Source organism: Kitasatospora sp. NPDC057542 (assembly GCF_042801945.1).
Classification (GTDB): Bacteria; Actinomycetota; Actinomycetes; order Streptomycetales; family Streptomycetaceae; genus Kitasatospora.
This window is the reverse complement of sequence record NZ_JBHVFE010000016.1, coordinates 26304-44774: the sequence shown is the minus strand read 5'-3', so window position 1 is coordinate 44774 and position 18471 is coordinate 26304. Positions and strand designations below refer to the sequence as shown.

The 18471-nt window shown below is 71.1% G+C and carries 11 protein-coding genes; 6 read left to right on the top strand and 5 right to left on the bottom strand.

The annotated features are described in order from the left end of the window. Positions 1 to 24: 24 nt before the first annotated feature. Together ACFU7Y_RS04390 and ACFU7Y_RS04385 are read right to left on the bottom strand one after the other, a co-directional pair. Positions 25 to 7590: a LamG-like jellyroll fold domain-containing protein gene (locus ACFU7Y_RS04390; protein WP_380766434.1), complete on the bottom strand. Its 7566-nt coding sequence runs from the start codon at positions 7588 to 7590 to the stop codon at positions 25 to 27. 181 nt (positions 7591 to 7771) lie between these two features. Then, positions 7772 to 8125 (bottom strand): hypothetical protein, encoded by a 354-nt coding sequence (locus ACFU7Y_RS04385; RefSeq protein ID WP_380766433.1) that lies wholly within the window; start codon positions 8123 to 8125, stop codon positions 7772 to 7774. A gap of 642 nt (positions 8126 to 8767) precedes the next feature. On the opposite strand from ACFU7Y_RS04385, the gene ACFU7Y_RS04380 reads away from it, so the two are divergent. The 3 genes from ACFU7Y_RS04380 (at position 8768) to ACFU7Y_RS04370 (ending at position 13338) form a co-directional block, all read left to right on the top strand. Next, entirely contained in the window at positions 8768 to 9997 is a 1230-nt protein-coding gene (locus ACFU7Y_RS04380; RefSeq protein WP_380766431.1) for a hypothetical protein, read from the top strand. Then, positions 9981 to 10751 carry a hypothetical protein gene (locus ACFU7Y_RS04375; RefSeq protein ID WP_380766430.1) on the top strand — a complete coding sequence of 257 codons (771 nt, stop codon included), beginning with the start codon at positions 9981 to 9983 and terminating at the stop codon, positions 10749 to 10751. The genes ACFU7Y_RS04380 and ACFU7Y_RS04375 overlap by 17 nt, the downstream gene beginning before the upstream one ends. Positions 10752 to 11409: 658 nt before the next feature. Further along, a complete protein-coding gene (locus ACFU7Y_RS04370; RefSeq protein WP_380766429.1) occupies positions 11410 to 13338 on the top strand; it encodes an ABC transporter ATP-binding protein in 1929 nt (642 codons plus the stop codon). Positions 13339 to 13671: 333 nt separating this feature from the next. On the opposite strand, the gene ACFU7Y_RS04365 is transcribed toward ACFU7Y_RS04370, so the two are convergent. Further along, a complete protein-coding gene (locus tag ACFU7Y_RS04365) occupies positions 13672 to 14757 on the bottom strand; it encodes a DUF5937 family protein (protein ID WP_380766438.1) in 1086 nt (361 codons plus the stop codon). Between the two features lie 124 nt (positions 14758 to 14881). Between ACFU7Y_RS04365 and ACFU7Y_RS04360 the strand changes: the two genes are divergently transcribed. Next, positions 14882 to 15088, top strand: a complete 207-nt coding sequence (locus ACFU7Y_RS04360; protein WP_224280678.1) for a hypothetical protein — start codon at positions 14882 to 14884, stop codon at positions 15086 to 15088. Between the two features lie 425 nt (positions 15089 to 15513). On the opposite strand, the gene ACFU7Y_RS04355 is transcribed toward ACFU7Y_RS04360, so the two are convergent. Next, complete coding sequence (locus ACFU7Y_RS04355) at positions 15514 to 16566, bottom strand: alpha/beta hydrolase (RefSeq protein ID WP_224280679.1); 1053 nt, start codon at positions 16564 to 16566, stop codon at positions 15514 to 15516. Positions 16567 to 16680: 114 nt separating this feature from the next. Here ACFU7Y_RS04355 and ACFU7Y_RS04350 point away from each other — a divergent pair, with 114 nt between their 5' ends. Both ACFU7Y_RS04350 and ACFU7Y_RS04345 read left to right on the top strand, forming a co-directional pair. After that, on the top strand, positions 16681 to 17286 hold the full coding sequence (locus ACFU7Y_RS04350; protein WP_224280680.1) for a TetR/AcrR family transcriptional regulator: 606 nt from the start codon (positions 16681 to 16683) through the stop codon (positions 17284 to 17286). Between the two features lie 78 nt (positions 17287 to 17364). Continuing rightward, positions 17365 to 17703, top strand: a complete 339-nt coding sequence (locus ACFU7Y_RS04345) for a hypothetical protein (RefSeq protein WP_380766427.1) — start codon at positions 17365 to 17367, stop codon at positions 17701 to 17703. 278 nt (positions 17704 to 17981) lie between these two features. On the opposite strand, the gene ACFU7Y_RS04340 is transcribed toward ACFU7Y_RS04345, so the two are convergent. Then, positions 17982 to 18203 (bottom strand): DUF4287 domain-containing protein, encoded by a 222-nt coding sequence (locus ACFU7Y_RS04340; protein ID WP_224280682.1) that lies wholly within the window; start codon positions 18201 to 18203, stop codon positions 17982 to 17984. Between the last annotated feature and the right edge of the window lie 268 nt (positions 18204 to 18471).

Sequence of the window (18471 nt, the reverse complement as noted above, 5' to 3'; positions counted from 1 at the left end):
GGCCCCGCACCGAGGGACCGGGGCTCAGGCCTCCACGCCGTAGTACTGGGCGAGGAAGCCGATCACGTCGTCGGCGTGCGGGAGCAGCTCCGGTAGTTCCCGGGCCAGCGTCGTGCGGGTGGCCTCGGCCAGTTCGGGCAGGCCGGTGGCGGCGCCCTTGACGTAGGGGTCGAGGCGGCGGACGAGCTCGTAGTTGCTCTCCACGTCCAGCTGCCGCATGGCCTTCTCCAGCGGGGGCGCGTCGGCCGGCGGGATGTCGGGCAGGACCCGGCTGACGAAGGTGACGCGGTGCAGGACCCGCCAGCACGGCGGCTTGCGGTCCGACTGGCGGGCCTGGCGCAGCGCCGCCGCGTTGGGGTCGTTGCCGTTGTTCAGCCACACCGGGTCGACGACCTTGTTGAAGAAGCTGTCGAAGTGCTCGCTGTCCTCCCCGAGGTAGAAGCTGAGGAAGCGGTAGGCGTCGACCTTGCCCGGCACCTTGACGGGGTTCCCGTCCCGGTCGAAGACCGGGTTGCGGTCTCCGTCGTAGCTCTGGAGGTTGCTGCTGGGCGCGACTTCGACCTCCAGTCCGAAGGAGCGGGTGGCCTCCTTGCCGCGGGCGCGGGTGGCGGTCATGCCGCCGCCGACGGAGGCGTCGAGCTGGGCGCCGATGCCGATGCCGGCAATCGTGAAGGAGGTGCCGATCGAGGTGCCCACCGAGCCGGAGAGCGAGTACGAGCCGGCGGTGGTCTCGCTGACCACGTCGGTGGTCTCGGTGGTCTCGGCGAAGAAGCCGCCGGCGGCCGTCCACACGTAGGTGTTGACCAGGTCGCGGCGGGAGAAGCCCTGCCCGGCGGCGCTGTCGGCGGTGTCCCTGCCGCGCGCCGGGGCGGCGTCCGCGCCGATCGCGCCGCCGAGCACCCGGCCGGCCTTCTGGGCGAGTGGGTCGGGGGCGTGGGTCTCGGTGGAGACGCTGTCGTAGTAGCTGTGCAGGCGCTGCTGGTCGCGCTGGATGCGGCGCTTGAGGGCGTAGGCCTCGCGGGGCTTGAAGTAGCTGTACTCGCCCCGCTCGCGGGCCCCCTGGTACTCGGGGTCGAAGACCTTGCCGCGCTCGTCGAAGCCGACGGTGCCGTCCAGGGTGCCCTGCTTGGTGTAGCGCGGGTTGATCGGGAACGGGACGACGTTCCAGTCCTTGGGGATGTCCGGGTTGGGCTGGATGCGGTAGGCGACCAGGGCACCGCTGTGCGCCAGGCGCAGCGCGAAGACGTCGGCGGTCTGCGACTGCACGACGGCGAAGCCGGTGTTGGCCGGGACGTACCTGCGCCCGGCGGTGGGGTTGAGCACCCGGCCCGGGTCCTCCCAGTGGCCGGTGAGCGAGACCTTGGTGGTCCGGGCGGTGTTCTCGCCCTGGGAGACGGAGGTGTCCTCGGCCCAGCTGTTGGAGAACTCCAGGTTGCCGCGCACGCTCGCCGAGACGCCGCCCTTGGCGATGGACTTGGCGATGCCGAAGCCGAGCGGGGCGGTGATCATCCAGACGTCGACGTCCACCTCGTTGGAGAGCGCGAAGCCGAAGGCGGCGTCCACGCTGCGCTCCTTGGCGGAGGACAGCGAGCGGACGACCTGTTCGGCCTCGGTGAGCTTGACCGAGGACGCGCCCTCGAAGGTGTCGCTGCCGGGGTCGGTCAGGCCTGCGGTCAGGTTCTCCGAGGGGATCGGCGGGGCGCCCTCGACGTAGCCGATCAGCTGGGGGTCGAACTGGATCTGGCTGACCCACTCGCTGACGAGTTCGCCGACCTTGTAGCCGGTGATCAGGTGCCAGCGGCCGTCCTGGAGGTAGCTGTAGGCGCGCTTGAGGACGCCGAACGCCTCGCCGCGCGAGCCGTACTGCATGTCGGCGTACTCGGCGACCGCCGGAGCGGCGGAGACGCTCTGGTGGAAGGGGGTGCGCAGGCCGGCCAGGGCGGAGCGGACCTGGGCGGCGTCGTTGGAGACCGGGGCGCTGGAGAGCACGGTGCGCGGGCGGGTGGTCTCCGGGCCGAAGTCCAGGTGGTTGCCGCGCAGGCCCTCGTCGCGGACCTGGGCGGTGCCCGCCTCGGTGGAGTCCCGGTCGAAGGGCCAGTAGGCGACGAGGTCCTCCTTCTCGCCCTTGAGCCGGGTGAACAGGTTGTCCAGCAGCTGCTCGTGGGTGCGGGAGGTGCGCCAGATCCGCACCTCCTCCAGCACGCCGTCGAAGGCCTCGGCGGGCGTGCCGTCCTTGAGCAACGCACCGAGGGTCAGCTGCGGGTCGCCGCTGTCGGCGAAGGCGGCGGTGTCGGGCAGGCCGGGGGTGCCGGCCGGGTCGCAGGCCACCGCGACGCCGTTGCGGTAGAGCCGGAAGACGCTGCCGCGCGGGTCGGGGTTGCGCGCCCAGCGGGCGCCGCGCAGCCGGGCCGGGTGCGAGCCGGTGGCGTCGGCCGCGGTGCTGCCCGCGTTCTCCTCGAAGCACCAGTGGGCGACCAGGCCGCGGTCGCGGGCGGTGACGGCGGTGCCGAGCCTGGCGGCGTCCCGGGCGGCGCCCCAGATCCGGACCTCGGAGAGCACCCCGGTCAGCTGCTGGACGATGGCGCCCTCGCGGGCACGGCCGAGCTCCAGCGGCGCGTCGTTGCCACGCGGCCCGGGGCCCTCGTAGCGGGCGGCGCCGATCTCCCGGCCGTCCAGGTGGAAGCGGATGTCCTGCCACTCCCGCACGGCGAGCGACTCGACCAGCTCCACGCTCTGGGTGGTCGGCTTGCCGTCGGCCCCGGCTACGGTGATCTGCTTGGTGCCCTTCTGCTCCTGCATCGAGCGGCCGCCCTTGCGGACCACGGCGAGGCGGTGGAACTGCCCGGCCTTCACGCCCTCGGTGGAGGTGAAGCGCACGGCCCGGCCGTCGGGCTCCTCGAAGGCGAACTCCAGCCGCCCGTCCGGCAGGACGGCCAGCCGGTACGGCACGCTGCCGCCGACGCCGTCGGCGGTGCGGCCCTTGGAGAGCAGGCCCTGGGTCTCGCCGAGGCGGTCGACGCGGGCGAACACCTCCAGGGTCAGGTCGTCGGCGATGTCCAGCGCGTCGTCGTCCGGGACTTCGAGGTAGGCGTCGCCGGTCAACTCGACGGCCCAGGAATGCTGGTAGGCCAGCGCGAGGTGGCTCCACTCGCGCAGCGGGAACGTCTCCCGGCTGACCACCCGCCGGTCGCCGACGGCCGCGACGACCCGGTAGCCGCCGTCCGCGACCGGCGAGCGCGCCGGGACGGGGGTGGGCATGCCGCGCAGTTCGGCGTGCCGGCCGTTGCCGGAGCGGTCGGCCAGAGCGGCCTGCGCACCGGGCGCCGGCGCCGAGTACGTCCAGTAGCCGAGCAGCCCGGGCTCGGTGCCGTTCAGCCGTCGCCCCTGGTCGGCCCGCAGTTCGTCGCCCCCGCGTGCCTTGGACCAGAGCCGGACCTCGTCCAGCCGGACGGAGGCGAACTCGCGGGGCCAGCAGACCACCGAGCCCAGCGAGAACCGGCCCTGCCCGCGGTACGGCGCGTTGGCGGTGCGCCGGGCGATCTCCTGGCCGTCCAGGTAGATCACCTGCTGGCGGGTCTCGCGCTGGAAGACGCAGGCCCAGTGGTGCCACTTGGTGTCACCGAACAACTGGGTGGTGTCCAGGTCGTCGCCGTAGAAGGCGAAGGTGAAGCGGCCGTTCGAGCGGAAGCCGATGTGCAGGCTCTCGCCGGCCCGCCCCTGGTCGCCGCTGTGGCCGAGCACGTAGTGCGACCGGCTGTCGATCGTGGTGCGCTGGGCCCAGAACTCCACCGTGAAGTCGCCGTCCCCGAAGCCGAAGGCGCCGGGCACCACGGCGGCGTCGTCCACGCCGTCGAAGACCAGCCCGGAGGCCGCCTGGGTACCGAGCAGGCCGAGGCCGTACGGGGTGTCCCCGGGGTTGGCGTGCAGCAGCCGCACCGGACCCTCGGCCCGCTCCGGGTTGATCCAGGTCTCCAGGGTGAGGTCGCCCGGAGTCACGGCCCGGGGCAGCTGACCGGCGGGCAGGGCGAGGAAGCGGCCCCTGCCGTCGAAGGCGTAGGCGCGGCCCGGCATGTCGGCGCGCCAGCGCCCGCCGTGGCCGCGGACCAGGCCGTCGGCACGGCCGAGGGGCAGCTCCGCCAGGCCGCCCGGGTCGACGGTGATCAGCCGGGAGCCCTCGGCGAGCGTGCTGCCGGGCTGCGAGGCCTCGGACCAGCGGTGGTCGTAGCGCACCCGCTGCACGCTCATCCCGGGCTTCAGCAGGGTCAACTCCGCGCCGTTGCCCAGGCGCAGCGACTTCGATCCGGCGGGGTGGCTGCCCTCGAAGCGGAAGCCGTGGCCGCCGACGGTCACGAAGCCGGGGCCGGCCAGCGGGGCGAGGGTGCCCTCGGTGAACTGCACCACGTCGCCGTCGATCCGCAGCACCGTGCCGATCGTCACGGGCTGCTCGGCCGCGCCGTTCACCACGGCGGCGAAGTCCTCGGCCCGGCGCGGTAGGTGGGACCACTTCTCGCTCTGCCCGTCGTGCCGGATCGTCAGGGTGACCTGCGCCGGGCCGTCCCCTGCCTCGACGGTGATCTCGGTCGGGCCGAGGTCGGTGGCCGCGTCCCGGGCCGTGAAGGAGGCCGTCCGTCCGCCGGAGGGCAGCTGCCGGGAGGAGCGCAGCACCTGGGTGTCGTAGTAGGCGGCGAAGAACTGGCCGTTGCCGCCCCGGAAGTAGAGCACCACGTTGCCGGTGGCGCTGTCCAGCAGGAAGGGGCGGTCGGCGGCGCGGGCGAAGCCCAGCAGCGCGCCGGAACCGCTCAGCCCGGTGCGGTCGACGGCGAGCTGCGGCACCGGCAGGGCGATGTCGTCGGAGCCGCGCACGCCGCCGGTGAGCCGGCCCAGTTCGTCCTGCTTGGCGGCGAGGCCGGCCTGCTGGGCGGCCAGGTCGCGGCGCAGCTGGCCGAGCCGGTCCTGCTTGATGGCGAGGAGTTCGAGGCGATCGGTGAGTTCGGCGATCTGCCGGTTCAGCCGGTCGGTGGTGGAGTTGGACTTCAGCGAGTTGTCGATCCGTTCCAGGATCAGGACGCCCTCGCCGGAGGCGTTCGCCGCCGAGTAGTCGTACTGGACGATGCGGTCGCCCTGACTGTCCCGGGCGGCGACCAGCCTGCCGCTACGGCGCACCACCAGGCCGTTGCCGTTCCAGGTGTCGAGCGCCAAGTGGGTGGAGTCGTTGTCGGCCTCCCGGTCATACTGGATGATTCGGACGTCGTTGCCGGTCTCACGGCCCGCGACGTTCATGTCGAGTCCGGAGTTGGCGTTCCGGACGAAGTAGCAGGTGACGCCGTTGAGCGTGGTGCCGGTGGGCTCGAAGGTCCAGATCGTCGACGCGGCCTGCTTGTTTGCGGTGCGCACCAGCGGGGCGGCGCCGTCCTTGCGGTCGCCGTCCACGGCGAGGTACTGGTCCTTGCCGTCCTTCTGCAGCTTGAACCGCAGCCGGTACCGCCAGTAGGTGACGTCGTTCTCCAACGCGGTCCGCGCTTCCGCGAGTTGACGCTGGACATCCGGGGTCTCGGCGGTCTCCAGCTGCAGGCGGGTGATCTCGGCCTCGGTGGCCGCGATGTCCCGTCCCAGCCTGGCCACCTGGGCGTCCACCTCCCCGGCCGCGTCCACGTTCCCGCTGGACTCCGGAGCGGCCAGCACCGGCAGAGCCAGCTCCTCCGGGACCTGCGCCAGCCGGCCGTCCCGGCCCACCCCCAGGTCCAGGGTGGCGACGTAGGCCTCCTCGGTGGCCGCGCCGGTCACCGGGTCGGGCCCGCCGGTGGTGCAGGCCAGCAGCACCCTGGCCTGGCGCTTGACCGGCTTGGCCGACTGGTCGTAGCCGGCGGGCGCGGCCTCCTGCTGGTGGTGCAGCAGCGTGGACAGGCCGGAGACCACCCGGCGCCCGGTGAAGGCGAAACTGCTCCGGCTCACCGCGGAGTCCTCGCCGACCGGGGCCTCGGAGGTGACCCAGGCGGGACCACCGCTGAGCGTGGCGTGCCGGGCGTGCTCGGTCTGGTCGTGCAGCGTGGTGCCGGAGCCCTCGTCGAAGCGGTAGTAGGCGGCCAGGCCCGGCTCGTTGCCGATCAGGCGGCGGCCCCGGTCGGCGGCGATCTCGCTGCCGCTGCGCGGGCGGTGCCAGATCCGGACCTCGTCCAGCTCGCCGCGCCCGTACGAACGGGCACCGTGTCCCAGGGTGAGCCCGCCGAGGCCGGCGTAGGCCATGTCCGTGGTGCGGCGGCCGAGTTCGACGCCGTCGCGGTAGACGATCTGCTCGCGGGTGTCCCGGACGAAGACGCAGGCCCAGTGGTGCCAGTCGGTGTCCGTGATGGGCTGCGGGATGTCCAGGTCGTCGTGGAAGAAGGCGAAGGTGAAGGTGTCGTCCGGGCGGAAGCCGATGTGCAGGGTGCGCAGCCGGACCCCCTTGGAGGCGCCGTGGCCGATCAGGAAGTCCTCGCGGCCGCCGGTGGCCGTGCGCCGGGCCCAGAACTCGACCGTGAAATCGCGGTCGGCCAGGTCGAGGGCGCTGCTCGGCAGCTCGGCCACGTCGTCCACGCCGTCGAAGCGCAGTGCCGTCCCGGCCCGCCCGCCCTCGCCCGCCGCCGGCACCAGCGGACGGCCCGTGAACGGGCAGGTGCCGGGCGCGCTCTCGTAGACGGCGTCCCGGTAGCGCGGGTCGGGGCTGGTCCAGGCCTGGGTGCCCTGGGTGTTGAACAGGCCGTCCCGGCCGCGCTCGACGCTGAAGCCGTCGATCCGGCCGGTGGCGTCGTTGTGCGCGAAGATCTGCCAGCGCTCCCGCCCGTGGACCGCGGTGGGCACCAGCAGGGCGGTGAAGCGGCCGCCGGAGAGGTTGCGGACGAAGGACAGCTCCTGGGTCGGCTCGACGAACGGCCGTCCCTCCATGTCCTGGGTGCCGAGGCTGTCCTTGGCGGAGTCCGGGCGGCCCTTGTGCCGGCTGCGCCGGTAGCGGACCTCCAGCACCGGCTTCAACTCGCCGCCGGCCAGCACGAACCGGTCGCACAGCAGGGTGGCGTCGACCACCGCGAGCTTGGCCTCGCCGTCCTTGGCCAGGTAGTCGGTGCGGGCCGGGTCGCCCGAGGAACCGGTGCCGTCGGCGAGCCGGAACACCGCGTCCGGGTGGTCGGCGCGCACCGACTGGCGCAGCACGTACAGGTGGGTGCCGTCGGACAGGACGTGGAAGGGGGCGGCGGCGCCGAGCCTGGCCGTGCTCGACAGGAAACGGTCCAGTTCCTGCTCGTCCAGCCGCTCCGCCGCGTCCGCCTCGACCCGGCCGCCGCGCTTGACGACGGGCATCCGCACCGTGCCCGCCACCGCGTAGCCGACCCGCGCCACCTCCGCCGGGAAGCGCAGCGGCAACGGGTCCTCCGACCAGTACGCCGCGTCGGCCTCGCCCTTCGCCTCGTCGTGCTGCGACAGGTCCAGCACGCTGTAGACGATCCGCCGCTGGTCGTCCATCGCGAACGCGACCGTACTTCCCTGGTGCCGCACGGTCGTGGTGTGCACGTAGGCGCGGTCGCTGTAGACCTTCGCCAGGTGCTGCGTCTCCGTCAAGCTGTCACCTCACACCCGGTGGCCGCGGAGCTACCGACGGCCACACGATCAACACAGAACGTGCCCAAGGTTTCACTGGTTGTGACCGCTGATCAAGACACTTTCGCGCCAGGGGACATCGGCGATCCCGCCATTCGCCCGGGCCTCCCCGGACTGCCGAGTCGGATCGCCGGGTCCGGGGTCAGCTCCTCTCGCCGTCGGCCCAGGTGATGTATTCCTGGTCGATGAAGTAGCGGCCGTCGAAGCAGAGGAAGACCTTGGACGTGGTGTCGTTGTCGCTCATCCAGGTCTTGTTCCACTGCACGACGGTGCCGGCGCCGTCACGCGTGGGGAAGTAGAGGCCCTCGCGGCGTTCGGGCTGGTTGTGGAAGCCGTGCCCGTTGGACATCCGGTACGGCGTGCGGACGAGGGCGCCGCTGCCGCCGACGCGGTCGTAGAGGGGGGCGGGGAAGTTGGTGTGGGCGACGAGCTTCGGCGGGACGCAGTGGACGTCGACCTCGTCGCCGTCGACGTAGCGGGCGGGCTCCCCCTTCAACCGGTGGAAGGCCTTGCGGACGGCGCCCGCGCGCTCGCTACTGTCGGTGAAGGTCAGGAGGCCGCCCTCGCGGCCCTCCTCGTACCAGTCGCCCTGGGAGTACTGGTCGAAGTCGAAGGTCTCGATGCGCGTTCCCGGGGTGAGGAGTTCGCCGGGGACCTCCCCGGAAGATGGTCTCCTCGACGATCCGCCCGTACCTCTCGTAGCGGCGGGTCGGTACCCGCACCCGCCCCGTCCCCTCCGGGAGGTCGGCGTTCGATCGGGACGAGTTCGATGCCGTCGAATCCGACGTAGCCGAGGTCGGCCACCGTGGGGAATCCGCGGTCGGGCTGACACCGAAGGCCGCACCCGCGAGCTCCTGCGAGAGGTTCTTGCGGATCAGGCGGACCACCGGCATCACTGGCTGGTCGGCCCGATCGCCGCGGGCCGCCCGTCCGGCCTCACGACCTCGCCGAGCAGTTCCGCGCACCGCCCGTACAGCAGAACCCGTTGCCCGCTGTCGAGCCCCCGTGAGAGCATCAAGGTTCAACGGTCCGTCTTCTTTCGTTCACGCTTCGCGACGTGAATGAAAAAGTGCGGACCGTTGCCATGTCAACTGTTTTGAGCAATTCACCAAGGTCTGCGAATGGCAGGTACCGTTTGATGTGGGCGACAGAGCTGACAGAAGCCTGCATCGAGGATGCGGGCAACATCTTGGTTGCGCCTTCGATGCTGCAGGATCATGGCTTGATCAGGGACTTCTTCGGGTCCACAATCACGCCGGAGGACCTTGCTTCTGGTTCGCCCGACCTCGCGCAGAAGACCGTCTACCTGTGTGGCGATATATCCGGGATCAGTGGCCGCCAGCTGCGTGCGGCTGCCCGGGTATTCGTTGTCCGGGAGCTGTCGCACGGTTACCACGAGGACGTCGACAAGCCTTGGACCCTCGTCGACCTCGGCCGAGTTCCCATCCGCGTACACGGCGTCGGCGTGTACTACCGCCGCTTTTTCGGACTCGGCGCCGATCACTTCGGACGGATCCGTGCGGAGCACGCGTTCCAGTCCCTGACGGAGTCCACCAAACCTGGAACGGCCCATCGCAGCGGAATCTATCTGACGCCCGTCACGCGAAACGGTAACGAACTGCATTTCCGCCTGCTCCGGTGCTCCACGAATCTCTCGGGGCCGACCGAGAGTTTTCGCCCGACCGACACACGCATCGTCGAGGCTCTGAACCGCGAGGCCGCTGCCGTCTTCCGGAACCAGGCACCGCTGAATCACGTCCTCGCCCAGATCTACCACAACACCCTTGCCACGGCCGAGCGCAAGCAGTCCAAGGCCAAGATCTCGGCCCATGCCGACAAGACCAAGGACATGCCCGCCAATGGCATCATGGCCTTCTGCACCTTCTATGACCGGCTCGACAAGCTGCAGCCCCTGGCCGAAGACGCCTTCGACCATGGCGTGAAGGGTGCCAGCGGGCTGACCAAACTCCACTTTCGCCTCAAGGAGCCGACCGAAGGACGCGACGGGGTCGCGCTCCCCGCGCAGTTCACCCTGACGCTCTACCCCGGCTCCGTGTTCTTCATGCCGCTGTCCACCAACCGCCTGTATACGCATGAAATCCGGCCCTCGTCATTGGACGCCGAGTTTCTCCCGACCCGCCTGGGATACGTGGTGCGCTGTTCGAGCGCCGAAGCCGTTCACAAGAACGGCCACACGTTCCTCAAGGTGGCCGGAGACGTGGTGAAGCTGGGGCCACCCACACCGGCCGGCATGGACGAGCTGCGCAGGCTGTACGCCGAGGAGAACAGGACCTCGTCCTTCGTTGATTACGGCGAAAAATTTCTCTTCAGTATGAACACGGGAGACTACCTTGCCCCCCGAATCTAGGATCTCGGACGAGATCCTCTCGTGCGCTCTGCCGGCCGAGGAGAATCTCTTCGCGGAGCTGTCCGTGTCGGCTCGTTTGGAAGACGTAGGAAAAGGCCGGCGAGGCGCCACGCTTACCAGGGTCGACGAGGCGGGTGGTGTGCCTCTCGTGCGTACTACCACTCGGTACAGCAGCCCGACGCAGCGCTTCCGGGCGGTTCACGAACGGCTGGCGCAACAGATTCAAGAACGTGCGGCGCTTTCGGTCGGCTTCAACAACGCTCTCATCGAGACCTACACGAACGCCTACACGACCATGGGCAGCCATTCCGACCAGGCCCTCGATCTGGCTGACGAGTCGTTTATCGCCGTCTTCTCCTGCTACCAACATCCCGAGGCGGGCCCGCCGAGGAAGCTGATCTTCGAGTCGAAGGGGTCCGGTGGCGAGAGGTTCGAGATCCCCCTCGTCCACAACAGTATCGTCGCGTTTTCTGTCGACTCGAATCGGCGGCTCAGGCACAAAATCGTATTGGACAAGCCCGTCCAGGCGGCGGACAACCAATGGTTGGGCGTAACCTTTCGGGTGTCGAAGACCTTCGTCCGGTTTCGCGACGGACATGCATACCTCCCGCAGGGTGCCCGCCTCATGTCGGCCGACGACGAGCAGAGGCACGAGTTTTACCGACTGCGGCGCCGTGAGAACAGTGAAACGGACTTCGTCTATCCCCTGCTGACGTACACCATCAGCGAGAGCGATCTGATGCCGCCCGTCTGACCTTGAGGGGTTTTTGACAACCCTCCGGGTCGACGGAGTTCCGGAAACGTGACAGGCGCGGCCTTCCCGGACTGTGGAGCCCTCGACGCCCCGGTGTCGGTGGTGGTGGGGTGGTGTCAGTGGAGACGCATCCCCGCACTCCGCCACCACGGCCCGCCCTCGATGCCTCCACCCCGGACACGCCTGCCGCCCGAAACCTCGCGCTGCGCCTGACCAGCCGAACGGGTGAATCCAGCGACGGCTACGCACTGCGCGGCCTCCTCGCCCACCTGAGCACCCGTGACCGCCTCGGGCTCGACCGGACAGCCGCACTCGAACGCGCTCTCGCCGCCTGCACACTGGGCTCCGGCACCCGGCCCGCCCCCTCCGCGAGCACCCGGAGGCAGCTGTGGGCAGCGCCTCAAGGGTGCTCGAAAACCCCCAGTTCGACCCGGGCTCGCCCAGTGGTAATCCGCTTGAACAGCACACTCGAACAACCTCATCATCAGACGCTCACCGCCTGTGAAGAAGCCCCAACTCGGCCTTGCTGATGCCCACTTGGGCCTCCCCATCCTGCCGATGCGGCGGCTTCACATGCCCGCGCACTGTCCGTGTCTGGAGGAGCTGTGGTGAACACCCCCGTCGTGATGGTCGGCGACCCGTACAAGGAGGTGAACGCATGAGTGCCACGACCCCATCAGCCGAGGCCGTCGACGAGGAACTGCAGTGGCTCGCCGACGGTCGCCGCATCGAGGCGATCGAAGCGATCAGCGTCAGCGCGATGGCCCGCCGCCTGCCCGCGCTCGTCGTCCGCGCGTTCCGCCTCGGCTGGCGCATCGACCGTACCTCCGTCGCGCTGCTCCTGACCTGCCAGGCCGTGTCCGCGATGCTAGGTGCGGCCGGCCTGTTCGCGACCACCGGCACGATCTCGGCGCTGTTCGGCCCGGGCCAGACCGGCGACAAGCTCGCCCACGCGGCGCCGTCGATCCTCGTGATCGCGGCGGCGGCCGGCGCCCGCTCCCTGCTGGGCATCACGATCCGGACCATCACCATCCACCTGTCGCCGCGCATCTCCCGCGAGGCGGAAGCCGCGGTGCTGCGCGCCACCGTGGCGGCCGAACTGACCGCCTACGACCACGCCGGCTACAACGACGAGCTGGAAGCCGCCGACCGTGGCGCCGAGGTCTGTGTGGACATCGTCGGGGAGGCGCAGAACCTGCTCGCCTCCCTCGCCTCGCTCCTTGCCGCGGCCGGCGTGCTGACCGTGCTCCACCCCGCCCTCCTGCCGCTGCTGGTGCTCGCGGCGCTGCCCCAGGGAATCGCTTCGGTGCACGCCGCCCGGGTGCAGTTCCTGGCGAACCGGGCCGCGGCCGGCGACCGCCGGATCATGGCGAACCTGCGCTGGTACATCCACCTCAAGCGCAACGCGGACCAGGTCCGCTCCGACACCATGGGCGAGTTCCTGCTCACCAAGTACGACCAGGTCGGTCGGCGGCTGGACGCCAGCTCCCGGCGGGCGGCGATGAAGAGCGCCCGGGTCTCGGTGATCGGGGCCGCCGCGTCCGGCCTCGGCAGCGCGGTGGTGTGGGCGGCGATGCTGTGGCTGGTCAGCACCGGCCGGATGAGCCTGCCGCGCGGCGGCGCGGCCGTGTTCGCCCTGACCGCGGTCGGCACCAGCCTGCGCGGCATCGTCGGCTACGGCGCGGACCTCTTCCGCACCGGCATGTACCTGGACGACTGGTCGAGCTTCCTCGACACCGCCGGCGGCCACCGGCCCGAGCGCGGCACCGAAGCTCCCGAGGCACCGCGGCGAATCGCGGTGGAGAACCTCGGATACGCCTACCCCGCCTCCGAGCGCAAGGCGCTGGACGGGGTGAACCTGCACGTCGAACGGGGCGAGATCCTGGCCCTGGTGGGGGAGAACGGATCCGGCAAGACCACCCTCTCCAAGCTTCTGGCAGGGCTGTACCTGCCCGATGCCGGATCAGTGCGGTGGGACGGGCGCGACACCCGTGACCTCGACCCGCACGCCCTGTGGCGCCAGGTCGCCGTGGTCCCGCAGGACTACGCGCGCTGGCCGCTGACCTGCCGCGAGAACATCACGCTGGGTCAGCCCACCGCCGAGGGCGACGCGGCGGTGCTTCGCGCCGCCGACGTCTCCGGGGCGGCCGATGTCGTCGCCAGGCTCCGCCGGGGCCTGTCCACCCTGCTGGCGGTGGAGTGGATGGGCGGCGAGGAACTGTCCGGCGGCCAGTGGCAGCGCCTGGCCATCGCCCGGGCGTTCCACCGTGAGGCCGGACTGCTCGTCCTGGACGAGCCGACGGCCGCCCTCGACCCGCGCGCCGAGCACAGGATCTTCCAGAACCTGCGGGCGGTCGCGCAGGAACGGGCGGTCGTCCTGGTCACCCACCGACTCACCAACGTGGCCGTTGCCGACCGGATCGTGGTCCTCGAAGACGGAAAGGTCCTCCAGGAGGGCACGTTCGCCGAGCTGGTCGCCGACGAGGCAGGCCGCTTCAGGGAACTGTGGGACCTGCAGAACGAGCGCACCGGCCTCCCGGCCCAACGGACCCGGCCGGTCCAAGACCGCGGGGAGCCCGACCGGTGATCGACTTCCAGGTGCAGACCGGCCCGCCGGTCGGGCGGGCCGCGGAGATGTCACCGTCACGCTCCTGGAGCCTGAGCTCCAGTTCCGCAGGCATGGCATCGCTCGGCTGGAGGCGTCCTCGGCGGAGCGCAGGCCGGCGGAGCACCTCTCCTCGATCCGGCCGACCTTCCGGACCGCGAGGACGGTGATCGAGGTGGCGAAGAACAGGCCGACGACGGCGAAGCCGATGAGATTGCGGTCCACTCCGCCGATCCGGTTCCAGCAGGCTGGTTCGCCAGACCTGGGCATCGCCGGGTTCGGCCTGTTCGACTGATCTGCCTCGACCGGCCGTCCTTACCGCAGCACGGACTCCAGGAAGTCGCTGCCGAGCCGGGTCACGACCGAGAGGTCGAGCTGGTTGAGGACGTAGCGGCCCCGGCGCCGGGTGATGAGCAGCCCGGCCTTCTTCAGGACGGCGAGGTGGCGGGAGACTTCGGGGGCGGTGATGCCGTACGCGTCGGCCAGTTCGTTCGTCGTGTACGCGCCGCGCGCGAGGTTGCGGCACAGGTTCATCCGCATGGGATGGGTCAGCGCGTCCAGGCGCAGCTTGACCGTCTCCACGGGCTCGGTGCCGCCGACCTCGTGGGTGGAGACCGGGTACTGGATCACGGGCTGCCAGCCCGGTCCGTACAGGGTGAAGAGGTGTGGCCAGCCGAAGATGCTCGGCAGGAGCGTGACGGCGGTGCCGCGGGCGTCGGTGCGGCCGTGGAGCAGTTTGTCGACGACGATGCGCCTGCCGTGTTCGTCCTCCTCCAGGCTCAGTGCCGGTGACGCTGCCGTGAGTGCTTCCGCCAGGCCCTTGCGGCGCAGGAGCTCGGTCTTGTGCTGGGCGTCGGCGGTGAGCTGGACACGGACGCGGCGCCAGGTGTCGGCGAAGAACGCCTGGTCGCAGTCCTCCAGAAGCCGTCGTATCCATGCGCGCGTGGCGGTGGGATCGGCGAGCATCCGCTCGACGAACGCCGCCTGGCGTGGGCCGCGGGCCGCCGCCAGGTCGAGTGCGCGGCGTCGCGACCAGTCGTCGACCAGCGGCGACGGCAGGCCCTTGGGGTAGTAATTGGTGCTGCAGGAGATCTCCAGGGCCGTGCCGACGAACTTCTCGTCGTCCATGCGGTCGAGGTCGTCCAACTCCTCGGCGAGGGTCTCCCGCGGCCGGGCCGGCATCAGGAAGTCGGAGCGCGTCGACCGCCACATGAAGTCGGCCTCCAGCAGCCGTTCGGCCAGCTCCGGCCCGAGCGCGGCGGAGGTCGTCGTCGTCCACGCGTGCAGCCGGGCGTGGTGAGCGGGCTCGGCCAGCGCGTGCAGCGCGTTGCCGAGCTCGGCCAGCGGCGAGGGGCAGAAGGTGATCCGCTCGTGCGGCAGTCCGGTGATGTCGATGGTCACGCTCACCCCATCCATGGTGCCGGGCCCCTCTTGCGCCCGGCCGGGCGGGGGGCACCGCCGTGTCATTTGACGGGGGTCGTCAATCGGCGGGACGCACGGGGCGGCCGGGGTACATGGTGGGCGCATGAACGCCCTGCACCAGCACCTCCTCGACAGTCACCGGGCCGCCCAGCACGGCGAACCGGCCCCGCCCGCCCCCGGTACCCACGACGTCGCGGTGCTGCGGGCAGCCCGCGACCACCGCCGCTTCGAAGCCGTCCTCGCCGGCCGCCCGACCACGGGCCGCCTCCGCCTGGCCCTCCGCCGCTGGCTGAACCCCGGGGCCTGTTAGTGTCCTGCGCCGGTGGTTCGTCGTCAGTCGGTGTGTGACTTCTGCTGCTGCGCCCGCCGGGTGGCGGTGGGACGAACCGGACCGGTCGGATCGAGGGCAGAGGTTCGACGGCGGCATGACGACGGCCGGGGGCAGCCCGGCGCCGGGACCCGAGGGCCGTCGTCACGGTGCGGTGAGCACCGACACGGCGTTCATTCTGACCGGGGCCGTCCGGGCGAGCGGCCCGGATCGGCTTGAGCGCGGCGAGGATGTTCACCGAGCCCTTGCGGCGCCGGTTGACGCCCCACAGGGTGTCATCGCCGATCGAGCGTCGGCAGGGACGCTCACCCGTGCCCGGCTGCTCGGCCGAAGCAGCCGGGCAGATGAAGCCCATCGCCGTCCTGAACCGCCTGCCACGGTGAGCTGTCCGTGGCAGGAGTGCCGGATCAGCCGATCAGGGTGTCCTTCAGCCATGGGGTGATCACGGCCATCGCCTCGCCGAAGCGCGAGATGGCGCAGTGGCCGGTGTCCGGGATCAGTTCGACCCGGGTGTCCCGGCGGCCCTCGAACACCAGGGTGTCGTCCATGGGGATGTGGACGTCCTCAGTGCCGTTGACCACCAGCATCGGCCCGTTGGCGTCCCGGTCCAGCAGCGGCCGCAGGTCGAAGGCCGCGAAGGCTTCCTCGCGCTCGGCCGTGCTCGGCATGGCGTCGAAGCCCAGGGCGTTGCCGACGATGCCGTCCATGCCGAAGGCGAAGCCGCGGCCCGGGGCGAAGGAGCGCTCCACCGGGCCGCCGAGCACCACGGAGGCGTCCACCGCGCCGGTCAGTCCGTTGCGGGCGGAGTAGTAGCCGCCCATCGAGATGCCGAAGTGGCCGACCCTCCCGTTGCCGGCCGCGCGGGCGAAGGAGACCAGTCCGGCGATCACCTCGGCCCCGCCGTCCGGGGTCATCGGCAGGTGGGCGGTCTCGCCGGTGCCGGGGAGGTCGAACAGCAGGAGTCGTGCCGGCAGGGCGAACGCGAGCTGCTCCCACATGCCGTGCAGGTCGGTCTTCCAGGAGTCCACGCCGCCGCTGGCCAGCACGATCGGCGCGTCGGCGGACAGGCCCGGGGCGGCGATGAGGTGGATCGGGAGGGTGGCGTCGCCGCCGCGGTACGGGACGGTGAGCGTGCGGCGCTCGAACTCCACCGGGAAGCCGGGGGCGGCGAGGACGTACTGCTCGACCTGGCGGGCGAGCGCGGTTCGCTTCGGGTCGTCGGCAAGCGAGGGGAACTTGGCCCAGCCGTACGCCTGCGCGGCCAGAAGGTGGCGCCCGGCCTCGGCGTGCCGGGCGGCGAGGGCGGACCACTCGTACACCCAGCTGCCGGGCCGGTCGGGCCACATCTCGGTGACGGCGGCGCGGACCGCGTCCACCTCGTCGGCGGGGAGGCCGAGGGTCATCTGCGGGTAGCGCTCGACGAACAGGTCCCGCGGGTCCAGGGGCCAGGTGAAGGACATGGTGGTACCTCCTGCTGTGCTTAAAGCCGGAACTCTTGCATTAGTGACTATGCGCCCGTGCGGGGCTTAACGCAAGAACACCTGCGTTAAAGTAAGGGTCGAGGTGATCGACACATGACCGAGGAAGAACCGAAGCCGATCCGCCGCCGCCCTGGCGGCCGCGCCACGCGCGTCCGCCAGGCCGTTCTGGCGGCCGCCATGGAGGTGCTGGCCGAGGAGGGCATCGCCCGGCTCAGCATCGCCGGGGTCGCGGCCCGTGCGGGAGTCAACGAGACCACGGTGTACCGGCGTTGGGGCAGCCGGGAGAAGCTCGTGCTGGACGCCATGCTCGCCGGAAGCGACGAGGGGATCCCCGTCCCCGACACCGGAGCCGTCCGCACCGACCTGGCGGCCTTCGCCCGCGCGCTGGCCGGATACCTCGCCACCCCCGCCGGCCGTGCCGTCGCCCGGGCGGCCTCGCTCAGCTCCGACGACCCCGACCTCGCCGAGGCCTGGCAGACCTTCTGGCAGTCCCGCCTCGACCAGGCCGGCGCCATCGTCAGCCGGGCCGTCGAACGGGGGGAACTCCCGACGGACACCGACACGGCCCTGGCGCTGGAGCTGCTCTGCTCCCCGCTCCAGACCCGCTCCCTGCTCGGCCACCGCCCGATCGAGCCGGACCTGCCGGAGCGGTTGACGGACATGGTGCTGGACGGCCTGAGGGGAGGGGCCAGGGACTGACCCTCGGGCCCCAGGGGGAGCGACCCCTCCTGAGTAGCACCATCGCCAAGGGCCCCACGCAACTGCAAGGCGCCGGACATGACCGACAGGCCCATGCTCATCCTCATCGCCGGCCCCTACCGCTCCGGCGCCGGTGGCGAACGCCGGTCCGGGCGAGCGGAGGGGCGTTCCGCCCCACCCGACCGGGTCGCGCGCTGGAAAGTCGAACAAGTCGCCTGCGGCGCAGCGGAGTTCGACTACCATCAGTGGTTCGGCCAGGGAGGGGAGGTCGCGATGACCCATGCGGGTGAGCTCCGGCTCGCGGACGGCAGCGGGATCTGGGTGGAGGTCTCGGACGGGGACGACTCGGGGTTCGCCTCGGAGGCCAACTTCACCGTCAGCGTGGAGTGGCGGCCCCGCAGCGGGGACCGGGCTTGAGCCTGGCGGTGACACCACCTTCCGGGGACGAGGCCCTGGCCGAGGGCCTGGTCTGCATCCGCTCCCGGTCCGGCGAGGTGGTGGGCGCCGGGTTCATGATCGACGCCGACGTCGTCTGTACCTGCGCCCACGTCGTCGCGCCATGCTTGTGCTCTTCGCATGTACGCAAATATCGCGATTGATACCGCAGGCAAGGATTCCGGCCGGACCAGCCACGACAAGCGACGAGGCCACAGCCCAGGAGCCGAAGCCTCGTCATGGTGGGCACCGCTGCCGTACTACTCCGCGTCCTCGTCGAGCGTGTGCTTGACGAGGGCGTTCGCGTGCCCGTGGCCGAGTCCGTGCTCCTCCTTCAGCCAGGTGACCAGCTCCGTGTGCCTGGTCAGCGGCGAGGAGCGGATCAGCTCCTTCCAGTGGGAGATCGGCTGCCCGTACTTCTTCTCGATGGACGGGAAGTAGCTGGCGGGGCCCTTGACGGCGGGGGTCGGCGTGTTCGTCATGCTCATAGGACCGGCGGCGGGCCGGAAACTCATCGGCCGTCGTGTGTGAGCCGCATCACGTCCGGGTGCGGGCCCGCTGTCGCCCGCCCGCCGTCGGCCGGCCCCGCGGCCTTCCGGGCCAGGGGCGCAGATCGGCCACTCCGCGCGGCCTGCCGGCCCGGGCGGCCGCGGGTGGACCTCCCGGCTTGTGATCCGACGGGCCTCCGGCAGCCGTGCGCCGCACCACCCCGGCCCCAGCCGTCGCAGGTCAGCCACGCGGGGGCGCAGT

What these genes read in the sequence shown, in the direction of transcription:
- ACFU7Y_RS04360 (WP_224280678.1), top strand. Translation starts at nt 14,882, where the DNA reads ATGAACGCCCTGCACCAGCACCTCCTCGACAGTCACCGGGCCGCCCAG.
- ACFU7Y_RS04355 (WP_224280679.1), bottom strand. Translation starts at nt 16,566, where the DNA reads ATGTCCTTCACCTGGCCCCTGGACCCGCGGGACCTGTTCGTCGAGCGC.
- ACFU7Y_RS04345 (WP_380766427.1), top strand. Translation starts at nt 17,365, where the DNA reads ATGACCGACAGGCCCATGCTCATCCTCATCGCCGGCCCCTACCGCTCC.
- ACFU7Y_RS04350 (WP_224280680.1), top strand. Translation starts at nt 16,681, where the DNA reads ATGACCGAGGAAGAACCGAAGCCGATCCGCCGCCGCCCTGGCGGCCGC.
- ACFU7Y_RS04340 (WP_224280682.1), bottom strand. Translation starts at nt 18,203, where the DNA reads ATGACGAACACGCCGACCCCCGCCGTCAAGGGCCCCGCCAGCTACTTC.
- ACFU7Y_RS04380 (WP_380766431.1), top strand. Translation starts at nt 8,768, where the DNA reads ATGTGGGCGACAGAGCTGACAGAAGCCTGCATCGAGGATGCGGGCAAC.
- ACFU7Y_RS04370 (WP_380766429.1), top strand. Translation starts at nt 11,410, where the DNA reads ATGAGTGCCACGACCCCATCAGCCGAGGCCGTCGACGAGGAACTGCAG.